Genomic DNA, 19,452 nt, shown 5'->3' on the forward strand with positions numbered 1-19,452 from the left:
CCGTCGTTCAGCTCAAGGTGGGCATCGAGAACGCCGGGCCGGAGCTCGTGGTCGGCCAGCGCTCGGTCACCGCCTTGACGCGCGTGTAGAAGCGCACCGCCTCCGGGCCATGGGCGTGGTGATCGCCGAAGAGGCTCCGCTTCCAGCCGCCGAAGCTGTGGAAGGCCATCGGGACGGGGATCGGGACGTTCACGCCGACCATCCCCACCTGCACGCGGTGCACGAACTCCCGGGCGGTGTTCCCGTCCCGCGTGTACAGCGCGGTGCCGTTTCCGTACTCGTGCGCGTTCACGAGCTCGAGGGCGGTCGCGAAGTCCGGGACGCGCACGACGCAGAGGACCGGGCCGAAGATCTCCTCCCTGTAGATGCGCATCTCCGGCGTCACGCCGTCGAACAGCGAGCCGCCGAGGAAGAAGCCGCCCTCGCGCCCCGCGACGCGGAGGCCGCGGCCGTCCACGACGAGGCGCGCGCCGGCCCGGATCCCTTCGTCGAGGTACGAGAGGATCCGCGCGCGGTGCTCGCCGGTGACCACCGGGCCCATCTCCGCGGACGGATCGCTCCCGTCGCACACCTTCAGGGCGCGCACCTTCGGCGCGAGCCTCTCGACGAGCGGGTCGGCGGCGCCGGCCACCGCGACCGCGACCGAGATGGCCATGCACCGCTCGCCGGCGGAGCCGTACGCGGCGCCGACGAGCGCGTCCACCGCCTGCGCGAGGTCCGCGTCCGGCATCACGATCATGTGGTTCTTCGCGCCGCCGAGCGCCTGGACGCGCTTCCCCGCCGCGGTGCCGGTCGTGTAGACGTGCCGCGCCACGGGCGTCGAGCCGACGAAGCTCACGGCCTGGACGTCCGGGTGCGCGAGCAGCGCGTCCACCGCGACCTTGTCGCCGTGCACCACGTTGAAGACGCCGTCCGGGAGCCCCGCCTCGCGGAACAGCTCCGCGAGGGCGAGCGACGCCGAGGGGTCGCGCTCCGACGGCTTCAGGACGAAGGTGTTCCCGCAGGCGATCGCCATCGGGAACATCCACATCGGCACCATCGCGGGGAAGTTGAACGGCGTGATCCCGGCGCAGACGCCGAGCGGCTGCCGGAAGGACCACGCGTCGACGCCCGACGCGACCTGCTCGGTGTACTCGCCCTTCAGGAGCTCGGGGATGCCCGTCGCGAACTCCACGACCTCGAGGCCGCGCTGGACCTCGCCCTTCGCGTCGGAGAGGACCTTCCCGTGCTCCGCCGTGATGATCGCGGCGAGGCGGTCGAGGTCCCGCTCGACCAGCTCCCGGAACCGGAACATCACGCGGGCGCGGCGCAGCGGCGACGTCTCCGCCCACGGCCGGAACGCGCGCTGCGCGGCGGCGACGGCGGCGTCGATCTCGGCCGCGCTCGCGAGCGCCACGCGGCCCGTGACCGCGCCGGTCGCGGGGTTGAAGACGTCGCTCGCGCGCCCGCTCTCGCCGGCGCGGGCCTTTCCTCCGATGAAGTGGCCGATCGGCGTGGGAGCCGGGGCGGTCATGCGCTCTGCGGGCTGGCTCATGGTTCCCTCCTCACCTCTCCTCGAGGATCCACTCGTGGGCCGGGTCGTTGCGGAAGTGCCACGCCCGCTGCGGACCGGCCATGACGTTCAGGTAATAGCTGCGGTAACCCCACGGCACGACCACCGGGTGATAACCGCGCGGCACGAGCACGACGTCGTGATCCTCGACGGCGTGCGACTCGTCGAGGTCGCGCGCGTCCGTGTAGACGCGCTGGAACACGAAGCCCTGCGGCGGGTCGAGCCGGTGGTAGTAGATCTCCTCGAGCGCGGTCTCGGCCGGGGGCTCGCTGCGGTCGTGCTTGTGGGGCGGGTAGCTCGACGAGTGGCCGGTCGGCGTCCGCACCTCGACGACGAGCAGGCTCTCGGCGGGCTCCGTCTCGGGCAGGATGTCGGTCACGAACCGCGTGTTCAGCTCGCGGCCCCGCGTCGAGCGCCGCATCGCGCCGGGCTCGAGGAGGCGCGGCGGCAGCTTGCCGGTGCCCGGCGCCGTGCAGATCGCCAGCTCCGCCGGAGCGTGCGCCCGGAGGGCGATGGGCGCGCCGCCCGGGAGGTACACCGCCCACGGCGGCCGATCGTCGAACGGGCCGCTGCGATCCCCGAGCTCGCGCCACTCGGCGTCGCCGGAGGCCACCGTGGCGACGCCGGAGAGGATCACGACGCAGACCTCGCGCCCCGGCGCGGGCGAGACCTCGAGCCGCTCACCGGCGGCGAGCCGGTGCGCGGAGAAGCCGACGTAGCGCAGGCCCGAGGCGGGCGTCACCGCCACCACGTCGCGGCCCGTCGAGGCCCCCTTCACGAGCAGGCTCATGCCGCCTCCTGCCCGGCGTCGAGGGCGCGGACGATCCCGTCCACGTGACGGAAGCCCTTCTCCGCCATGGCGTAGCTCGGGGCCACCGCGGGATCCTGCTCCGCCTCGACGACGAGCCACCCCCGGTACCCCTGCTGCCGGAGGAGCGCGAGCACCGCCCGGAAGTCGATGGCCCCGTCGCCGGGGACGGTGAACACGCCGTTCAGGACCGCCTGGAGGAAGCTCCAGGCGCGGTTCCGGGCGAGCCGCATCACCGCCGGACGGACGTCCTTGAGGTGCACGTGGCAGACGCGCGGGCCATGGCGTCGCAGCAGCTCCAGGGGATCGCCGCCGGCGAACGCCGCGTGCCCGGTGTCGAGGAGGAGCCCCACCTCCTCGCCCGTCGCGGCGACGAGCGCGTCCACGTCCGCGGGCGACTCGACGTACGCGCCCATGTGATGGTGGTACGCGAGGCGGACGCCGCGGGCGAGCAGGTGCCGGGCCAGCGCCGTGACGCGCTCGCCGTAGGCCTTCCACGCGTCCGCCCCGCGGAGGCGCGGACGCTTGTGGAGCGGCACGGCGATCTCGCCCTGGATCGCGTCCTGGACCTCGCCGTACACCATCACGGTCGCGCCGCTCTCCGCGAGCAGGGCCGCGTGTCGCTCGACCTCCCGGATCTCCTCCTCGACCGTCCGGCCCGCGAGCCGTCCCGACCACCACCCGGAGACGCACTCGAGACCGAACGCGCCGAGCTTCGCCCGGAGCGCGGCGGGATCGCGGGGGAACTTGTTCCCGAGCTCGAAGCCGCGATAGCCGATCCGGCGGCCCTCCTCGAGCGCGACCTCGAGCGGCGTCTCCCCGCCGAGCGACGGCAGGTCGTCGTTCATCCAGGAGATGGGGTTCACGCCGATCCGGGGTTCCCACGCCATGAGCTCAGACCCTCTGCGCGCGCTTCGCGCGCTCGTAGGCCTCGCGCGCCTCGCGCACCTGGCCGCTGGGCGAGACCTCGGGGATCGCGACCTCCCACCAGCATCCGCCCGCGTCGGTCGTGCGCCGGGGATCGGTCTCGATGCAGATCACGGAGGTGCGGTCCGCGGCGCGTGCCCGCGCGAGCGCCGCCTCGAGCTCCGCGATGGTGCGGACGTTCTCGCCGTGGGCGCCGAGGGAGCGGGCGTTCGCGGCGAAGTCGATGGCCGGCGCACCCTGCGGTCCCTGCAGGCAATCCTCGAAGAGGTTGTTGAACGGCGCCCCGCCGCAGGCCTCCTGCAGCCGCGTGATGCAGCCGTACCCGTGGTTGTCCAGCACGACGACGATCATCTTCTTGCCGAGCAGGACCGAGGTGGCGATCTCGGCGTTGAGCATGAGGTAGCTCCCGTCGCCGACCATCACGATGATCTCGCGGTCCGGTCGCGCGAGCTTCACCCCGACCCCGCCCGCGATCTCGTATCCCATGCAGGAGTACCCGTACTCCACGTGGTAACCGCCGGGCGTGGACGTCCGCCACAGCTTGTGCAGCTCGGCGGGGAGCGTCCCGCCGGCGTTCACCACGACGTCGTCGGTGGTCGAGCGGGGCGACGAGCGCTGCACCGCGCCGATCACGTCCGCGTCGTAGGGGAGGGCGACCTCCCGGCGCGCGGTGAAGGCTTCGACCGCCTCGCGCCAGGCGCCCGCCGCGTGCCGGGCGCGCGCCGTCCACGCCTCGTCCGCGCGCCAGCCCGCGAGCCGGGCGCGGAGCGCGTCGAGCCCGACGCCCGCGTCCGCCTGCAGGGGCTGCCCGCGCCACTTCCGCGCGTCGAGCGCGTTCGGGTTCAGGTCCACGAGGCGCGCCTGAGGGAAGAGGGTGTGCGAGCCGGTCGTGAAGTCGGTGAGGCGCGTGCCCACCGCGAGGACGAGGTCCGCCTCGCGCGCGAGGTCGTTCGCGGCGGGCGAGCCGGTCACGCCCACGGCGCCGAGCTGGAGCGCGTGGTCCCACGGGAGCGCGCCCTTCCCGGCCTGCGTCTCGCAGACCGGCACGCCGTGCCCCTCGACGAACCGCCGGAGCGCGTCGGTCGCGAGCGCGTAGAGCGTGCCGCCGCCGGAGACGACGAGCGGCCGGCGGGCGCGCCGGAGCGCCTCGACGGCCAGGTCGAGCTCGTCCGCGGAGGGCGGCGGCGCGCGGAACCGCACCGTGCGCGGCTCGAACAGCTCGGCGGGGAAGTCGAACGCCATCGTCTGGACGTCCTGCGGCAGCGCCAGCGTGACCGGCCCGCACTGCGCGGGATCCGTGAGCACCTGGATCGCGCGCGGGAGCGCCGCGAGGAGCTGCTCCGGCCGGTGGATCCGGTCGAAGTAGCGCGACACCGGGCGGAGGCAGTCGTTCGCGGTGACGGTGCCGTCCTGGAAGTCCTCGACCTGCTGGAGGACCGGGTCCGGGGCACGCGACGCGAACACGTCGCCAGGGAGCAGCAGCACGGGGAGGCGGTTCACGTGGGCCGTGGCCGCGGCGGTGACGAGGTTCGTAGCCCCCGGGCCGATCGACGTGGTGACCGCCATCATCCGGCGGCGGAGGCTCGCCTTCGCGAACGCGATGGCCGCGTGCGCCATCGCCTGCTCGTTGTGGGCGCGGTAGGTCGGGAGCGCCTCGCGATGGCGCTCGAGCGCCTGCCCGAGCCCGGCCACGTTGCCATGCCCGAAGATCGCGAACACGCCCGCGAACAGCGGCGCCGTCCCGCCGGCGGTCTCGACCCGCTGGGCGGCGAGGAAGCGGACCAGCGCCTCGGCGGCGGTCGACCGGATCGTGCTCATGCGGCCCTCTCCTTCCCTGCGCGGGCGTCGCGCCACGCGCGGATCAGCGCCTCGAAGCTCGCCCGCACGCGGGCCACGAGCGCGTCGTCGTCGATGCGGCCCGCCAGCCACTCGCGGCTCGGGGCGTCGAAGATCGTGCGGCCCACCGCGAAGCCGCGGCACGCGCGGGACGCGGCGGCGTCGCGGAAGCCGGCCGCGAGCGTCTCGAGGGCGGCCCCCTGCCCGAGCAGCAGCGCGCCGCGGCAGGAGGGATCGCGCTCGGCGACGAGCGCGTCCACCCGGCCCCACGCCTCCGGCGCGAGCGGCGGCAGCTTCCACCACTCGGGGAAGATCCCGACGTTGTAGAGCCGCTTCAGCGCGCGCAGGACGCGGTCGGCGTCGAGCGGGCCCGGAGGGATCACCTCGAGCAGGAGCTCGTGGCCGCTCGCCTGCACCGCGTCGTACACCGCGCGGACCTGCGTCTCGTCCTCGAGCCGGTCGAGGACGGGCCCGTCCGGATCGAGGCGCACGAGGCACTTCACGACCTGCTCGCGCGGCCACGAGACGAGGCGCGAGCCGATGGAGCGCCCGCCCTCGAGCTCGAGCGGCGACGAGCCCGGGACCTCCACCGGGCGCGCGAGCCACCAGCCGCGCCCCGTCGCGGAGAGGAGCGCGTCCTCGCCGTAGGTGTCGTCGATGATGGCGCCGACCCGGCCCGCGACCCCCATCGCGCCCTCGGTCTCGCCTACCGCGCGGACGAAGAGCGACTTCAGCTCGCGCAGGCGCGCCTCGGGCGCGCCCACCTCGCTCGCGAGGTCGAAGAGCTGCCTCCGGTGGTCGAACGCGAAGATGCAGAGGTCGTCCCACGCCTTCCGGCGGTGGCTCACCCGGTGCAGCCGCGCGAGCCGCGGGTCCTGGTCCGCGCCGCTGCCCGTGGGCCGCGCCACGAACCAGTCCAGCTCGGCCGGAGTGGGCATCGACGCCGAGCAGGCGTGGCGCGAGACGACGAGCGCGCCGCACGCGTTCGCGGTCCGGCCGCTCTCCGCCCAGGGGCGGCCGTCGAGCCACCCCTTCAGCAGGCCCGCCATGAACGCGTCGCCGGCGCCGAGCTCGTTCATGACCTTGACCGGGAAGCTCGGCACGCGCGCGGCCGCCTCGAGCGAGGGCGGTACCGCGCCGTCCACGACGGCGCACCCCGCCGCCCCGAGCTTCACGACGAGCACCGCCGGCGTGAGCGCGCGGACGGCCCGGAGGGCGTCGAGCAGATCGTCGCGGCCGCCCGCGATCCGGAACTCCGCCCGCGTGCCGACGACGAGGTCGAATCGCGGGAGGAGCGCCTGGAGGTGCGCGGTGACGCGGTCGCTCGCCACGAACCACGTGTCGCCGGCGGCGGGCTTCGTGAGCCCCCACAGGACGGGGCGGTAGTCGACGTCGAGCACGGTGCGGACGTCGTTGCGGCGCGCGCGCTCCAGGGCGGCGACCGCCACCGCGTGGGTGTGCTCGGTGGAGAGGTGCGTCCCGGTGACGACGAGCGCCCGGCTCGAGGCGACGAACGGCTCCTCCACGTCCTCGTCCCGGACCGCCATGTCCGCGCAGTCCCGCCGGTAGAACACGAGCGGGAAGGTCTCGCGATCCTTGATGCCGAGGAGCACGAGCGCGGTGAGCCGCTCGGGATCGACCGACACGTGCGAGACGTCGCAGCCCTCCGCGGCGAGGGTCTCGCACAGGAACCGGCCCATCGGGTCGTCCCCGACCCGCGACGCCATGGCGGCGCGGAGGCCGAGGCGCGCGCAGCCGAACGCGATGTTCGCCGACGAGCCGCCGAGGTACCGCGCGAACGTGGTCGCGTCCGCGAGCGGCGCGCCGAGCTGCTGGGCGTAAAGGTCGATCGCGAGCCGGCCGAGGCAGATGACGTCGAGACGCCGGGTCTCGGCGGGCGACGGCGCGGGGTGGGCGGGGGTGGCCATGGTCAGAGCCCGATCCCGGCGAGGTACTTCCGGTTGCGCCGCGCGCTCTCCCCCGGGCTGCCCATCCCGGGGAGCACGTCCTGCTCGACCACGATCCAGCCTCGATAGTCGCGCTCGCGCAGGGCGGTGACGACGGAGGGGAACGGCACGTCGCCGCGCCCCAGCTCGCAGAAGACGCCGTGCTCCACCGCCCGGACGGCGTCCCAGCCCTCCCGCCGCGACCGGTCCGCGATCTCCGGGGCGTGGTCCTTGAAGTGGACGTGCCAGATCCGGTCGGCGTGGCGCGCGATGGCGAGGAGCGGGTCGCCGCCGCCGAAGCGCCAGTGGCCGGTATCGAGGCAGAGCCCGAGCACCGCCGGATCGGTCGTCGCGAGGAGGCGCGCCGTCTCCTCCGGCGTCTCGACCCAGGTGCCGGCGTGGTGGTGGAAGACCGTCCGGAGCCCCGTCTCGCGCCGGACGGCGCGGGCGATGCGATCGGCGCCTCTCGCCAGCGCGCGCCAGCGATCGTCGTCCAGCCCGTGCTCGGGCCGGATCCGGCCGGCGTTCGCGGTCCGGACCGGATCCGTGTACGGGTCGTTCCCGAGCACCACGAGGGCCTCCGGGCCGCCGACCTCCGCGAGCTGGCGAGCGGCGCGGAGGGCGTCCGCCTCGTCCGCGGCGAGGCGCGCCGCGTCGTGGAGGTGGACCGTGATCCACGACGCGACGAGAGCGAGCCCGCGCGCGCCGAGCTCGCGCCGGAGCGCGTCCGGATCGGTGGGCAGGAACCCCCAGTCGCCCAGCTCGGTCCCGGCGTAGCCGGCGTCGCGCATCTCGTCGAGCACGCGGGTCCACCCGCCGCGCGCGCCCTCCACGTTCTCGATGACGCCCCAGGAGCAGGGCGCGTTCGCGACCCGGATCATTCCGCCCTCACTCCCGCTCGACCGTCTCCCAGCGCCGGCTCTCCCACGAGCGGAGGATCGCCTGCTGCACGCGCGCCACCGCGTCGGCCTCGGCGAACCCGGGCTCGCCCTGCTTGCCCGCCGCGACGGAGCGCAGGAACTCCCAGGCCTCGATCACCTTCAGGTCGTCGTAGCCGAGGCCGAGGCCCCACGCCGGGTTGAAGTGGCCGTGGTACGGGTGCGCCGGGCCGGAGAGGAGGGTCGTGTAGCCGTCCTGCGCCGGATCGTCGTCCCGGCGCCACTGGAGCTGCAGCTCGTTCATCCGCTCCATGGTCCACTTCACCGCGCCCTTCGTCCCGTGGAGCTCGAACGACATGTCGCACTTGGCGCCGTTCACGATCCGGCAGGCCTCCAGCAGGCCGTGCGCCCCGCCCTCGAACCGGACGAGCGCGCTCACGTAGTCCTCGTTGGTCACGTCACCCGCCGGGTCCTCCGCTGTCCCGCGGTCGTAGTGCGTGCCGCTGCCGGGGCGCGGGATCGGGCGGCGGCGGATGAAGATCTCCTGGTCGCTCGTCACCGACGCGATGGGCCCCGCCATCAGGTGGGCCATGTCAATGACGTGCGACATGAGATCGCCGAGGGTCCCGAGGCCGTGCTCCCGCTCGAAGCGCCAGGAGAGGAACCCGTTCGGATCGCCCGCGTAGCCGTTCAGGAAGCGGCCGTGGTAGTGCGTGAGCCGCCCGAGCCGGCCCTCCGCGACGAGGCGGCGCGCGTACTGGACGACGGGCGCCCAGCGGTAGTTGTACCCGACGAACGTCAGGATCCCGGCCTCGCGCGCGGCGGCGCGGGCCGCGCGCGTCTCGGCCGGATCGCGGCCGACCGGCTTCTCGCAGTTGACGTGCTTCCCCGCCCGCGCCGCCGCCCGCACGAGCTCGAGGTGCATCCCGTTCGGCGCGGTGACGTCCACGACCGCCACCTCCGGATCGGCCATCACCTCCCGCCAGTCCGTGGTGAAGCGCGCGTACCCGAAGCGCTCGCGGGCGGCCCGCGCCCGCGCCTCCACGGCGTCCGCGCACACGACGAGCCTCGGCTGGAGGCCGCCGTCGGCGAAGCGGTCGGGGACGGCGCGGTAGGCCCGGGCGTGCACCTCGCCCATCCACCCCATCCCGATGATGCCGACTCCGATCACCTGGGCCATCTCGTGCTCCCGTCGTAGCGCCTCAAGCGCCGGGCCGCCCGAGGTCGAGTGTCGCGTCGACCCACGCGCCGTCTCGCCGGCTCGACTCGACGGCCGCCTCCACGAACTTCACCCCGAGCACCCCGTCCTCGACGGTGGGGAACGGCGCGAGCCCCGGGTCGGGCGCGGCGCCGCCGTCGCGCCGGGCGATCACCGCGTCCGCGACGTCCGTGTAGACGTTCGCGAACGCCTCGAGGAAGCCCTCGGGGTGGCCGGGCCAGAGCCGGGAGACTCGCCGCGCCGGCGCCGAGAGGTAGCCGGCGCCGCGCGAGAGGATCCGGTGCGGACCGTCGAGCGGCCGGACGACGAGCTGGTCGGGTTGCTCCTGGATCCACTCGAGGCTGGCCTGGTCGCCATACACGCGGAGGCGCAGCCCGTGGAGGTGGCCGGTCGCGGCCATGCAGGCCCACATCATCCCGCGCGCGCCGTTCGAGAACCGGAGCTTCACGTGCGCGTTGTCGTCCGACGCGCGACCCGGCACGACGGTGGACAGCTCCGCCGAGAGGGCCGTGATCTCGAGACCGGTGACGAAGCGCGCGAGGTGGTGCGCGTGCGTCCCGAGGTCGCCGACGACCGTGGACTTCCCGGCCAGCGCGGGCGTGGTGCGCCACGCCGCCTGCTTGTGCCCCGCCGCCTCGAGGAGGGTGGCCGCCCAGCCGGAGGCGTGCTCCACCTGGACGAGGCGCACCGTGCCGAGCTCGCCCGCGCGGACCAGCTCCCGCGCGTGGCGGACCATCGGGTAGCCCGTGTAGTTGTACGTGACGGCCAGCACCACGCCGGCGCGGCGCGACGCGGCGAGGAGATCGAGGGCCTGCTCCAGGTCGACCGCGAGCGGCTTGTCGCAGATCACGTCGACGCCGCGGTCGAGGAACGCCCGGGCGATGGGGTGGTGGCTCGCGTTCGGCGTCATGATCGCGACGACCTCGACGCCGTCCCGCCGCGCGGCCTCCGCCTCGGCCATCTCCTCCCAGCTGCCGTACCGGCGGTCCGGCGGGACGTCGAGCGTCGCCGCGAAGGCGCGGCTCCGCGCCGGATCCGACGCGAACACGCCCGCCACGAGCGCGTAGCGGCCGTCGAAGCGGGCGGCGTGGCGGTGCGTCTCGCCGATGGTCGACCCCGGGCCGCCGCCCACCATCCCGAGCCGCAGCCGCCGTGGGGAACCGTCGGTCATCGCGCCGCTCCCGCTCCCTCTCACACCCGCACGCCGAGCTCGGCCATGAGCTTCTGCATCTCGACGCCGCCGGCCATCATGTCGAGCACCCGGTCGCGCGTGATCTCGTCCTTGCGGAAGGTGCCCATGGAGCGGCCGCGGTTGAGGAGCGTGAAGGTGTCGCCGATGGGGTACGCGTGCTGGACGTTGTGGCTGATGAAGATCACCGAGATGCCCTGCTGGCGGGCGCGGGCGATGAGCCGCAGCACGTTCGCGCTCTGCTTCACGCCGAGCGCGGCGGTGGGCTCGTCGAGGATGAGCACCCGCGCGCCGAAGTGGATCGCGCGGGCGATGGCGAGGCACTGCCGCTCCCCGCCGGACATCGTGCCGACCGCCTGGCTCGCGTCGCGCACGCTGATCCCCATCTCCGCGAGCTTCTCCTGAGCCACGCGGGCCGCCTGGTCCTCGTCGAGCAGCCGGAACCCGAGCCACCGGCGCGTCGGCTCCCGCCCCATGAAGAAGTTCCGCGCCACGCTCATGAGCGGGACCAGGGCGAGGTCCTGGTAGACGGTGGCGATGCCGCGGTCGAGGGCGTCGCGGGGCGAGCCGAGGACGACGGGCTCGCCGTCGACCCGGTAGACCCCCTCCGTCGGCCGGTGCACGCCGGAGAGGATCTTGATGAGCGTCGACTTCCCCGCGCCGTTGTCGCCGAGGAGGCAGTGCACCTCGCCCCGGCGCAGCCGGAGCGTGACGCCGCGGAGCGCGACGACGCTCCCGAAGAACTTCGAGACGTCCTCGAGCTCGAGGATGTGCTCGGAGCGCGGATCGCCGGTCATGTGGAGCGAGCCTCCGTGACCCGCCGGCGGACCTGGTTGTTGAAGAGCACCGCGAAGAGGAGCATCACGCCGAGGAACACCCGGAACCAGTCGGAGCTCACGTTCGTGTAGCCGATCCCGATCTGGACGACGCCGAAGATGAGCGCGCCGAAGCTCGCGCCCACCACCGAGCCGTACCCGCCGGTGAGGAGGCTCCCGCCGATCACCGCGGCGATGACCGCCTCGAACTCCTTCTGGAGGCCGCGGTCGGCGGCGGCCGAGCCGACGTCGCAGATCTGGAGCATCGCGAAGAGCCACGCGCAGAAGGCGGTGAACATGAAGAGCGAGACCTTCACCCTCCGCACCGGGACGCCGACGTTCTTCGCCGCGGTGGCGTCGCCGCCCACCGCGAAGATCCAGTTCCCCAGCCGCGTCCGCGTGAGCCGGAACGACGACGCGACGGCGACGACGAACCACCAGAGCAGGACCTTCGGGATCCCGTGGACGAGCGGCGTCACGCCGTCGTCGAGGGTCTTGATCCAGTGGTGGCGCGCCATCCAGGCGAAGAGCTCGTTCCCGAACGTCCCGTAGAAGAGGACCTCGACGACGGGATCCTTCGCGGCGAGGTCGCCGATCCCGCTCACGATGGTGCGGTTCGCGAACGCGATGGAGAACGCGAGGGTCAGGCCGCGCAGGATGAAGAGGAAGGCGAGGGTCACGATGAACGAGGGCAGTCCGGTGCGGACCACGATCTGCCCGTTCAGCCACCCGAGCGCGAGCGCGAGGACGAGCGTCATCGCCATCGCGGCCCAGACCGGCCAGCCGAAGTAGAGCGGCGGGATGGCCGCCATCATCCCGGCGAAGCCGATCATCGATCCGATGGAGAGGTCGAACTCCCCCGCGATCATGAGGAGGCACGCGCCGGTGGCGAGGATGCCGAGGTAGGCGGCGACGGTGGACCAGTTCATCACCCCGTCGAGCGCGAACATCCCCGAGTCGCGCGCGGTGAGCGCGAACACCGCGAAGACGAGCACCGCGCCCGCGATCGAGGCCGACTCGGGCCGGCCCATCACGCGCTGGAACCCGGTGATCTTCCGCACCCGCTCGTCGGCGGGCCCCGCGCCGGGTACCACCGCGTCGGCGACCGCGCGCGCGGGGAGGCCGCCGTCCGCACCGCCGTCGTCCGCGGCGCCGGGCGGCGCCGGCGGGGTCGGGCGCGTCCCCTGATCGTCCGGCGGCACGCCCCCGCCCGGCGGCCGGCCCGAGGGGGCGCCGGAGCGGGGCGGGGTGGTGGAGGGCTCGCCCGGTTGCATCGTCGCTCCTCGCGGGGCGAGCGGCGCGTCAGCGGTACTGGCCGGCGTACTGCTCGACCTTGGCGATGTTCTCCTTCGTCACGAACCCGGGGCCGGAGCTGATGTGGCGCTTCCCGTACACCGGCACGAGGCCGTACTCCTGGAACCGCTTCTGCGCCTTCGGGTTCGCCTTGAGCGCGGCCATGACCTTCCCGAGGTCCTTCGTCTTCTCCTGCTTCATGATGGCGAGCACCGCCACCGGGATGTAGCCCTGGAGGTAGGGCTGCTGGTCGATGGCGAACGCGATGGTGCCGTCCTTGATGGCCGCGGAGATCTCGGGCGAGAGGTCGAACGTGCCGAAGAACACCTTGCCCTTGAGGCCCATCTTCTCGACGACCTTGATCGTCGGGTGCGCGGAGCTCGGCCCGAGCGTCAGGATCGCCTGCGTGCCCGGGTTGTTGCGGAGGTAGGCGCTCACCTTGCTCTCGACCGTGGTCGGGTCGTCGCCGGTGTCGAGGGTCGCCTTCTTGTAGTCCGCGCCGATCGCGTCGCCGAACCCCTTGCAGCGCTCGAACGAGGCCGGGTTCGTCGCGTAGTGGTTCACGCACAGGAAGGACTTCACGCCCGCGGCCTTCGCGCGCTCGCCCGCCGCCTTGCCCGCGTCGTACTCGGGCTGGCCCACGTGCATGATCGCGCCGAGCTCCTCGCTCTGCTTCGGCGTCCCGGAGTTGATGGTGATGAGGGGGATCTTCTTCGCGGTCACCTTCTTCGCCGCCCCCTTCAGGACGTCGTAGTCGGCGATGCTCATGATCACGCCGTCGTAGTTCCGCGCGGCGGCCTGCTCGATCAGGCGGGCCATGTCCGCCAGGTCGCCGTTCGGCGGGTTGCGGTAGTCGACGGTCACGCCGAAGTCCTGGCCGGCGTCCTTGATGGCGTTCTTGATCGTGTTCCACCACGAGTCCGAGTCGGGCGCGTGGCTCACGAGCACGTAGTGGTCCTGGGCCTGCGCGAGCGTCGCGAGCGCGGCGACGCATGCGGCGGCGAGCGTCCTTCCGATCCTCTGCATGACGGCTCCTTCGGTGCGGCGGGGTGCCGCGAATAGCGGCATTCACATCCTGTCGCAGGCGCACGCGGGCCCGCGATGGCGCACACCGTAGCCGGGCGAAACGTCACCTGCAATCGGGTTTCCAATCGGGAGCCCCAAAAGAAGCCCGTTTCCAATCGGCGGGAGCGCTCCCTATACTCGACGCCCTCTCGAGCCCCGGAGCCATCGATGATCGACGTCGCCCTCGTCGGAGCGGGCCGGATCGGGAAGATCCACGGTGCGAACCTCGCGCGGCTGCCCGGCGTGCGCCTCCGATGGGTCTGCGACGCGGTCCCCGAGGTGGCGATCGACCTCGCCGGCCGCGTCGGCGCGGAGGTCGGAAGCGTCGACGGGGTACTCGAGGACCCCGGCGTGCACGCGGTGGTCATCGCGTCGAGCACCGACACGCACGCGGACCTCATCCTCCGCGCGGCGGCGGCGCGGAAGGCGATCTTCTGCGAGAAGCCGGTCGACCTCGACCTCGGGCGGGCCCGGGCCTGCGCCGCGGCAGTGGCGAGGGCGGGCGTGCCTTGCCTGATCGGGTTCCAGCGCCGCTACGACCCGACGTTCACCGCGCTCAAGCGGCGGCTCGACGCGGGCGAGATCGGGGACCCCGAGGTGCTCGTGATCACGAGCCGCGACCCGGCCCCGCCGCCCCTCGCGTACGTCCGGCGCTCGGGCGGCGTCTTCAAGGACATGCTCATCCACGATCTCGACGTCTGCCGCTGGATCCTCGCGGACGAGGCCGACACGGTGCACGTCGCGGCGAGCTGCCTCGTCGATCCGGCCATCGCCGGCGCGGACGACGCCGACACGACCGCCGTCACGATCCGCACCCGCCGCGGTCGCCTCTGCCAGATCAACACGAGCCGGAGGGCGGCCTACGGCTACGACCAGCGCGTCGAGGTCCTCGGCAGCGCCGGCATGCTGCAGGCCGGGAATCACCGGCCCACGGAGGTGACGGCGCACCGGGCGGGCGCGATCTCGTCCGATCCCCCCGAGGCGTTCTTCCTCGAGCGGTACCGGGCCGCGTACGCGGAGGAGATGCTGCACTTCGCCGACGTGGTCCGGGGCGTCGCGGCGCCCAGGACCGGCATCGAGGACGGCGTCCGCGCGCTCGCCCTCGCTGAGGCGGCGGGCCGGTCGTGGCGGGAGGGCCGTCCCGTCGCGATCGCGGAGGGCGCGGCGTGACGCCGCCCGGCAAGGTGCGCGTGGGGATCGCCGGGCTCGGCCGGCTCGGCCGCCACCACGCAGAGAACCTCGCGCGGCGCGTCCCCGGCGCGGTGCTCGTCGGCGCGTGCAGCCCGGTCGCCGAGGAGCGCGCGTGGGCGCGCGACGCGCTCGGGGTCGAGCGCGTCCACGAGGGGCTCGACGACCTCCTCGGCCAGCCCGACGTGGACGCGGTGTTCCTCGTCACGCCCACCGCGCTCCACGCGGCGCAGGTGGAGCGCGCGCTCGCGGCCGGCAAGCACGTCTTCTGCGAGAAGCCGCTCGCGCTCGCCGTCGAGGACTGCCGCCGCGTCGAGGCCGCGGCGGCGCGTCGGCCGGACCTCGTCGTGCTCGTCGGGTTCGTGCGCCGGTTCGACGCGAGCTACCGGGCCGCCCGCGCGCACGTCGACGCCGGCCGGATCGGCACGCCCTTCCTCGTCTCGTCCCGGACCTGCGACCGGAACGACCCGACCGGGTTCTTCGTCCGCTTCGCCCCGACCTCCGGCGGGATCTTCCTCGACTGCACCATCCACGACATCGACCTCGCCCGCTGGATGCTCGGCGGGCCGCGGCCCCTGCGCGCCTTCGCGACGGGCACCATCGCGCTCCACGAGGGGCTCCGTGCCTCCGGCGACGTCGACAACGGGGTCGCGACGTTGGAGCTCGAGGGGGGGAAGCTCGCCTGCTTCTTCGCGTCGCGGACGATGGCGCACGGCCACGAGACCAGCACGGAGATCGTCGGGACCGCCGGCCGCCTCACCGTGGGCCAGAACCCGCGGCTCGATCGCGTCGAGCTCTCAGACGCGGCCGGCGTCTCGAACGCGTGCACGCCCACGTTCTACGACCGGTTCGAGGACGCCTTCCTCCGCGAGGCCACGGAGTTCGTGGACGCGGTCCGGACCGGGAGGCCGCCCCCGCTCACGCTCCGCGACGCCACGGAGGCGACGCGGATCGCCCAGGCGCTCGCGGAGGCGCAGCGGACGGGGCGGATCGTCGAGCTCGGGTGACCGGGGGCGCGCCGGTCGTCCTTGCGGCGAGGCGGCGCGTTCCGGTATGTGCGCGGGTCCACACGAACGGCGAGGCGGCTCTCCATGGTGGCTCGGTCCTCATCCAGCGGCGCGCGGTACGACGACGTGCGGTCCTTCCTGGACGCGGTCGCGGCGGAGTACGAGGCGCTGCCCAAGCAGCTCCGCGCCGTCGCGAAGCACATCGAGACCAACCGCGCCCGGATGGTCGTCACCCGCATCACCGACGTCGCCGCCGCCTGCGCCGTGCAGCCCTCGGCGGTCACCCGCTTCGCGCAGCGCTTCGGCTTCTCCGGGTACAGCGAGCTCCAGGCGCTCTTCCGGAAGGCGTTCAGCGATCACGCCGCGCCGGGCGCGAACTACGCCGAGCGGATCCGCGCGAAGCTCGCGTCCGGCGAGCTGCAGGCGGATCCGGGCGGCGTGATGCGGCAGCTGCTCCTCGCGAACCAGGGGGCGATCGAGGAGTGCGCGCTCCACCTCGACGACCGGGCGCTGGAGCGCGCGGTGAAGCTGCTGCACGACGCCGAGCACGTCTACGTCGCCGGCGTGCGCCGCGCCCTCCCTGCCGCCGCCTACCTCGCCTACCTGCTCCAGCACACGTCGAAGCGGGTGGAGCTCGTCTCCGGGCTGGGCGGGATGTTCGCCGGGCAGATCCGCGCGATCCGGAAGAGCGACCTGCTCGTGGCGATCAGCTTCGCGCCGTACGGGAAGGAGACGCGGTTCTGCGTCCGGGTGGCCGAGGCGCGCCGGGCGCGCATCCTCGCGCTCACCGACAGCGCCATGAGCCCGATCGCGCGCGCCGCGACGGCGCACCTCCTCGTCAAGGAGGCGAGCGCGTTCTCCTTCCGCTCCCTCACGAACACGATGTGCCTCTGCCAGGGCCTCTTCATCTCGCTCGCGTCGCGGCTCGAGCTGGACCTCGCCACGGCGCCGGAGCACGCGACGATGGAAGACTGACCGCGGCGCCGCGCCGTGGGCGGCGCGCGGCCGCACCGTCCGGGCCCCACCACCCTGCCGGGGCGCGCGCGGGCGAATAGAACTACCTTTCTGTTCCGGCAAAGCGCTGGAAACGGCTGATTCCCCCTGCTAGCGTCCCTCCCGCTGGCGAGAGGCCCCCGGCGCGGCCGCGCGACCGCGCGACCCGTGCCGGCCCACGGGCCCGACCGATCCTGCACCGGAGGGACACCATGAGACATCGAAGCCCAGGCGCGCTGCTGCTGCTCCTCGCGATCGTGCTCGGGGCGCTGCCCGCGCGCGCCGCCGAGGCGAAGCGGTACAAGTTCGTGGTCATCACGCACGCGACGGCGGTCCCCTTCTTCGTCCCCGTCCGCAAGGGCGCAGAGGACGCAGGCAAGCTCGTCGGGGCGGAGGTCGTCTACACCGGCCCGGCCGGCTTCGACATCCAGCGCCAGGTCGAGTTCATGAAGTCGGCGATCGCGCAGAAGGTCGACGGGATCGCCTGCACGCTCCCGGACCCGTCGGCGTTCAACGACGTCGTGGCGGAGGCGCGCGCGAAGGGCATCCCGGTCATCGCCATCAACGCCGACGCGCCGAAGAGCGAGCGGATGGCGTACATCGGCCAGGGCAACTACGAGGCCGGCCGCTCCATGGGCGAGCAGATCGTGAAGCTGCTGCCGAACGGCGGCGACGTGCTGCTCGCGATCCACACCGCGGGCGCGGAGAACCTCGAGGCGCGCATCAAGGGCGTGAAGGACGTGCTCGACCAGACCGGCAAGTTCAAGTACCGGGTCGTCGCGACGGGCACCGACCTCGTGAAGGCGGAGTCCCTCATCGGCGCGGCGCTCCAGGCGAACCCGAACATCAAGGGCATGTTCGGCGTGGAGGACGTGACCGGCATCGCCATCGGCCACATCATCGAGCGCGAGAAGCTCAAGGGTAAGGTCATGGGCGGCGGGTTCGACCTCGTCGGCGAGATCCTCGACGCCATCCAGCGCGGCGACATGCAGTTCACCATCGACCAGCAGCCCTATCTGCAGGGCTTCCAGGGCGTGATGGAGCTGTACCTGAACAAGAAGTTCGCGATCGCGCCGGCGGACATCAACACCGGCATCGCGCCGGTCACGGCGGCGTCGGTGAAGGCGGTGAAGGATCTCGCGGCGAAGGGGTACCGGTAGGCCGGCGGTCCCGGGGCGCCGGCCGCCGAGGCCGCCGGCGCTCCGGGGCGGCGCGCGAGCGCCCGGGGCACCTCAGCCATGGGCGGACCTCCCTTCCTCTCCGTCGAGGGCGTCTCGAAGAGCTTCGGGGCGACGCGCGCCCTCGACGGCGTCTCGCTCTCGGTCGAGCGAGGTGCCGTGCTCGGCCTCGCCGGCGAGAATGGCGCCGGGAAGTCCACCCTCATCAAGATCCTCTGCGGCGTCCACCGGCCCGACGCGGGCCGCGTGCTGCTGGACGGGCGTCCGCACCAGCCGCGCTCGCCCGCGGAGGCCGAGGCCGCAGGGATCGCGGTGTTCCACCAGGAGATCCCGGTCTGCCCGGATCTCTCCATCGCCGCGAACGTCTTCCTCGGGCCGCGGATGCCGCGCCGCGGCCTCGGGCCCGACTGGCGCGCGATGGAGCGCCGCTGCGTCGAGCTCTACCGCACCCTGCTCGGGGAGGAGATCGATCCGCGGCGCCTCGTCCGGACCTGCAGCGCGGCCGAGAAGCAGCTCGCGCTCCTGGTCCGCGTCCTCTCGCGCGACGCGCGGCTCGTCATCCTCGACGAGCCGACGACGGCGCTCGCGCCGCCGGAGGTGGAGCGCCTCTTCGCGATCTTCCGTCGCCTCGCGAGCCAGGGCATCGCGTTCGTCTTCGTGAGCCACATGCTCGAGGAGCTGGTCCAGCTCTCGGACGCCATCGCGGTGCTCCGGGACGGACGCAACGTCGGCACGCTCGCCCGCGGCGAGTTCGACCTCGGCCGCCTCTCCCAGCTCATCGCCGGCCGGACGGTGGTCCAGTCCGGCCACCGGTCCGCCGCCGAGGCCGCCGAGGCGCGGCTCGAGGTGCGCGACCTCGGGCAGCGGGGCGGGTTCGAGGGCGTCTCGTTCCGGCTCGGGAAGGGCGAGATCCTGGGGATCGCGGGGCTGCAGGGCTCCGGGCGCGCCGCGCTCGTCCGGAGCCTCTTCGGCGCGCCGCCCGCGACGGAGGGGGAGATCCGCGTCGACGGCGTCCCGACCCGGATCGCCCGGCCGCAGGACGCGATCCGGGCGGGGATCGGGTTCGTGCCGGAGGACCGGCACGCCCTGGGCCTGTTCGACGACATGGACGTGAAGCTGAACGTCAACATGGCGGGGCTCCCGGGGTTCTCGCGCCGCGGCCTCCTCGACGCCGGGAAGCTCCGCCGCGTCGCGGAGCGGATGCGCGACGATCTCTCGATCAAGGCCGCGAGCGTGGACGCGCCGGTGCGGAGCCTCTCCGGCGGCAACCAGCAGAAGGTGCTCATCTCGCGGTGGCTCGCGCTCCGGCCGCGGATCCTGCTCATGGTCGAGCCGACCCGCGGCGTGGACGTGGGCGCCAAGCAGGAGATCGTCGACCTCGTGCTCGCGCTCGCTCGCGACGGCTGCACCTGCGTGATCTCCTCGTCGGAGCTGGAGGAGCTGCTCCGGCTCTCGAACCGGGTCCTCGTCATGAGCCGCGGGCGCGTCGCGCGGGAGCTCGCCGGCGCCGAGGCGACGAAGGACCGGATCATCCTGGCGGCGACGACGTGAGCGGGGA

The 19,452-nt window shown here is 73.5% G+C and carries 16 protein-coding genes; 5 read left to right on the forward strand and 11 right to left on the reverse strand.

Going from position 1 to position 19,452, the window contains the following annotated elements; genetic code table 11:
* Window positions 1-7 precede the first annotated feature (7 nt).
* From AMOR_RS22055 to AMOR_RS22105, 11 genes are read right to left on the reverse strand one after another with little or no spacing between them, the layout of a single operon-like run.
* The gene (locus tag AMOR_RS22055) at window positions 8-1,534 is read right to left on the reverse strand and encodes a CoA-acylating methylmalonate-semialdehyde dehydrogenase (protein ID WP_248354174.1); all 1,527 of its coding nucleotides are present in this window, start codon (window positions 1,532-1,534) and stop codon (window positions 8-10) included.
* A gap of 10 nt (window positions 1,535-1,544) precedes the next feature.
* Window positions 1,545-2,342 carry a 5-deoxy-glucuronate isomerase gene (gene iolB, locus AMOR_RS22060; protein WP_248354177.1) on the reverse strand — a complete coding sequence of 266 codons (798 nt, stop codon included), beginning with the start codon at window positions 2,340-2,342 and terminating at the stop codon, window positions 1,545-1,547.
* Window positions 2,339-3,250: a myo-inosose-2 dehydratase gene (gene iolE, locus AMOR_RS22065; RefSeq protein WP_248354180.1), complete on the reverse strand. Its 912-nt coding sequence runs from the start codon at window positions 3,248-3,250 to the stop codon at window positions 2,339-2,341. The genes iolB and iolE overlap by 4 nt, the downstream gene beginning before the upstream one ends.
* Before the next feature lie 4 nt (window positions 3,251-3,254).
* Window positions 3,255-5,105, reverse strand: a complete 1,851-nt coding sequence (gene iolD / locus AMOR_RS22070) for a 3D-(3,5/4)-trihydroxycyclohexane-1,2-dione acylhydrolase (decyclizing) (protein WP_248354184.1) — start codon at window positions 5,103-5,105, stop codon at window positions 3,255-3,257.
* Window positions 5,102-7,051, reverse strand: coding sequence for a bifunctional 5-dehydro-2-deoxygluconokinase/5-dehydro-2-deoxyphosphogluconate aldolase (locus AMOR_RS22075; protein ID WP_248354187.1), 1,950 nt, complete (start codon window positions 7,049-7,051; stop codon window positions 5,102-5,104). The genes iolD and AMOR_RS22075 overlap by 4 nt, the downstream gene beginning before the upstream one ends.
* Before the next feature lie 2 nt (window positions 7,052-7,053).
* Complete coding sequence (locus AMOR_RS22080; RefSeq protein WP_248354190.1) at window positions 7,054-7,950, reverse strand: TIM barrel protein; 897 nt, start codon at window positions 7,948-7,950, stop codon at window positions 7,054-7,056.
* A 7-nt stretch (window positions 7,951-7,957) separates the two neighbouring features.
* Window positions 7,958-9,127: a Gfo/Idh/MocA family protein gene (locus tag AMOR_RS22085; protein ID WP_248354193.1), complete on the reverse strand. Its 1,170-nt coding sequence runs from the start codon at window positions 9,125-9,127 to the stop codon at window positions 7,958-7,960.
* 22 nt (window positions 9,128-9,149) lie between these two features.
* The gene (locus tag AMOR_RS22090; RefSeq protein ID WP_248354196.1) at window positions 9,150-10,337 is read right to left on the reverse strand and encodes a Gfo/Idh/MocA family protein; all 1,188 of its coding nucleotides are present in this window, start codon (window positions 10,335-10,337) and stop codon (window positions 9,150-9,152) included.
* Between the two features lie 20 nt (window positions 10,338-10,357).
* Window positions 10,358-11,152 carry an ATP-binding cassette domain-containing protein gene (locus AMOR_RS22095; RefSeq protein WP_248354199.1) on the reverse strand — a complete coding sequence of 265 codons (795 nt, stop codon included), beginning with the start codon at window positions 11,150-11,152 and terminating at the stop codon, window positions 10,358-10,360.
* Window positions 11,149-12,444 carry an ABC transporter permease gene (locus AMOR_RS22100; RefSeq protein ID WP_263009829.1) on the reverse strand — a complete coding sequence of 432 codons (1,296 nt, stop codon included), beginning with the start codon at window positions 12,442-12,444 and terminating at the stop codon, window positions 11,149-11,151. The genes AMOR_RS22095 and AMOR_RS22100 overlap by 4 nt, the downstream gene beginning before the upstream one ends.
* Before the next feature lie 28 nt (window positions 12,445-12,472).
* Window positions 12,473-13,489, reverse strand: coding sequence for a sugar ABC transporter substrate-binding protein (locus AMOR_RS22105; RefSeq protein WP_248354202.1), 1,017 nt, complete (start codon window positions 13,487-13,489; stop codon window positions 12,473-12,475).
* A gap of 207 nt (window positions 13,490-13,696) precedes the next feature.
* On the opposite strand from AMOR_RS22105, the gene iolG reads away from it, so the two are divergent.
* From iolG to AMOR_RS22130, 5 genes are all read left to right on the forward strand, one after another.
* Window positions 13,697-14,698, forward strand: a complete 1,002-nt coding sequence (iolG, locus tag AMOR_RS22110; protein ID WP_248354205.1) for an inositol 2-dehydrogenase — start codon at window positions 13,697-13,699, stop codon at window positions 14,696-14,698.
* Window positions 14,695-15,723, forward strand: coding sequence for a Gfo/Idh/MocA family oxidoreductase (locus AMOR_RS22115; protein WP_248354208.1), 1,029 nt, complete (start codon window positions 14,695-14,697; stop codon window positions 15,721-15,723). The genes iolG and AMOR_RS22115 overlap by 4 nt, the downstream gene beginning before the upstream one ends.
* An 84-nt stretch (window positions 15,724-15,807) precedes the next feature.
* Window positions 15,808-16,698: a MurR/RpiR family transcriptional regulator gene (locus tag AMOR_RS22120; RefSeq protein ID WP_248354211.1), complete on the forward strand. Its 891-nt coding sequence runs from the start codon at window positions 15,808-15,810 to the stop codon at window positions 16,696-16,698.
* Window positions 16,699-16,928: 230 nt separating this feature from the next.
* Window positions 16,929-17,876 (forward strand): sugar ABC transporter substrate-binding protein, encoded by a 948-nt coding sequence (locus AMOR_RS22125; RefSeq protein WP_248354214.1) that lies wholly within the window; start codon window positions 16,929-16,931, stop codon window positions 17,874-17,876.
* Between the two features lie 78 nt (window positions 17,877-17,954).
* Entirely contained in the window at window positions 17,955-19,445 is a 1,491-nt protein-coding gene (locus tag AMOR_RS22130) for a sugar ABC transporter ATP-binding protein (RefSeq protein ID WP_248354217.1), read from the forward strand.
* The last annotated feature ends 7 nt before the right edge of the window (window positions 19,446-19,452 follow it).

The sequence above is a fragment of the Anaeromyxobacter oryzae genome (assembly GCF_023169945.1).
In the GTDB taxonomy this organism is placed as follows: Bacteria; Myxococcota; Myxococcia; order Myxococcales; family Anaeromyxobacteraceae; genus Anaeromyxobacter; species Anaeromyxobacter oryzae.